Consider the following 1,867-nt stretch of genomic DNA (forward strand, 5'->3'; position numbering starts at 1 on the left):
GCTTAAGTTACTGGGTTCAACCGCCGGATGCGGAAAACCGCACGTCCGGTGGTGTGGGAGAGGTAACGGATACAATCCGTTACCCCGACCCGATCGCGGGCTAAGGCAACGTATTTTGCATCACTATTTCTGCCGACCATACAATTCTATGCGTATTCTGCTGATATCTGGGATAATTGCGGATGAATAATACTATCCAGACAACCTCTTCGTCCGCAGTGAACTCTGTCGGACGCCTTTTTAACGAATTGCCGCTTTCGCCCGGCTTACTGGCAACATTACAGCAGCTTGAATACCTGACGATGACACCGATTCAAGCGGCCAGTCTACCAATTACGCTCGCGGGACACGACCTGATCGCGCAGGCAAAGACGGGGAGTGGTAAGACGGCAGCGTATGCGTTGTCGCTGCTTACCAGGCTAAATCCACGCTGCTTTGCGGTGCAGGCCATGGTGCTGTGTCCAACGCGCGAGCTGGCAGATCAGGTCACGCAGGAGCTTCGCCGGCTGGCACGATCAGTAGATAATATCAAAATTATTACCTTGTGCGGCGGCAGTACCATGCGCCCACAGATGGCCAGCCTGGAGCATGGTGCCCACATTGTCGTCGGTACTCCCGGCCGCATCATGGATCATCTGGCGCGTGGCAGTCTGGATCTGACACAACTCAATACCCTGGTGCTTGACGAAGCTGATCGCATGCTGGATATGGGCTTTTACGATGACATGGCTTTTGTCGTAAAACGCTGCCCGTCCAAGCGCCAAACCCTCCTGTTCTCGGCCACCTATCCCTCAGGTATCGCGGGTCTAGCGCGACAATTCTTACGTAATCCACAGGAAGTGAAACTGCTGGAGCAGCATGAGGAAAACAAAATACGCCAGCGTTTTTACGAGGTAAGCCATGAGGGACGTTTGCAGGCTGTCGGTCAGTTGCTCAACCACTATCGGCCAGTCAGTACGCTCGCATTTTGTAACACTAAGCAGCAATGCCGAGATCTGCTGGCAGTGTTACAGGCACAAGGCATTCATGCGCTGACCTTGAATGGCGATCTGGAACAACGCGAGCGTGATCAAGTGCTGATCCAATTTGCCAATCGCAGTTGTTCAGTATTGGTTGCAACCGATGTGGCCGCACGTGGCCTGGATATCGCGCAACTTGAAGCAGTCATCAATGTCGAGGTTACCCCTGATCCGGAAATCCATATCCATCGCATTGGCCGCACGGGCCGTGCTGATGAAAACGGTTGGGCACTGAGTCTGTGTAGCCCGTCCGAAATGCTCCGGGTAGAGGCGATTGCAAGAATGATGAGCTTTGAGCCAGAATGGCACGACCTGGCTACGCTGCCAAGTGATAACACTACCCCACTGGCATCACCCATGGTGACATTGCAAATACTCAGCGGCCGTAAGGAGAAGATCCGCCCCGGCGATGTGCTGGGTGCGCTCACTGGTGAAGCAGGTTTTACGCGTGAGCAAGTCGGCAAAATTACGGTGACAGATCAATCGACCTATGTCGCTGTCGCACGCAACATCGCTCGGGAGGCTGTGCGCAGATTGTCTGCCGGCAAAGTCAAAGGCAGGGCGGTAAAAGTGCGTGCGCTGTAGGAGAGTAAATCCAGGCTTTCATTCGCTTCTGACTCCATGAGCTAAGAATTTTCTCACAACACACGCCTGGTCGTTCGATCAACCAAAGTAAACAGTTGGTCGATCTCATCTTTCTGGCTGGATGCCTAGTGGCCTGCAACCTTAACAAAGCGACAATTGAGCATAAAAAGCTGGATCGGGTCGGGGTAACGGATTGTATCCGTTACCTCTCCCACACCACCGGACGTGCGGTTTTCCGCATCCGGCGGTTGAACCCAGTAACT

General features: G+C 53.6%; 1 protein-coding gene. It reads left to right on the top strand.

The window, feature by feature from the left end; genetic code table 11:
- Positions 1-182: 182 nt before the first annotated feature.
- Entirely contained in the window at positions 183-1,604 is a 1,422-nt protein-coding gene (dbpA, locus tag BM283_RS17710) for an ATP-dependent RNA helicase DbpA (RefSeq protein WP_090695484.1), read from the top strand.
- Positions 1,605-1,867: the final 263 nt, after the last annotated feature.

It is taken from the genome of Nitrosomonas sp. Nm34, from assembly GCF_900113925.1.
In the GTDB taxonomy this organism is placed as follows: domain Bacteria; phylum Pseudomonadota; class Gammaproteobacteria; order Burkholderiales; family Nitrosomonadaceae; genus Nitrosomonas.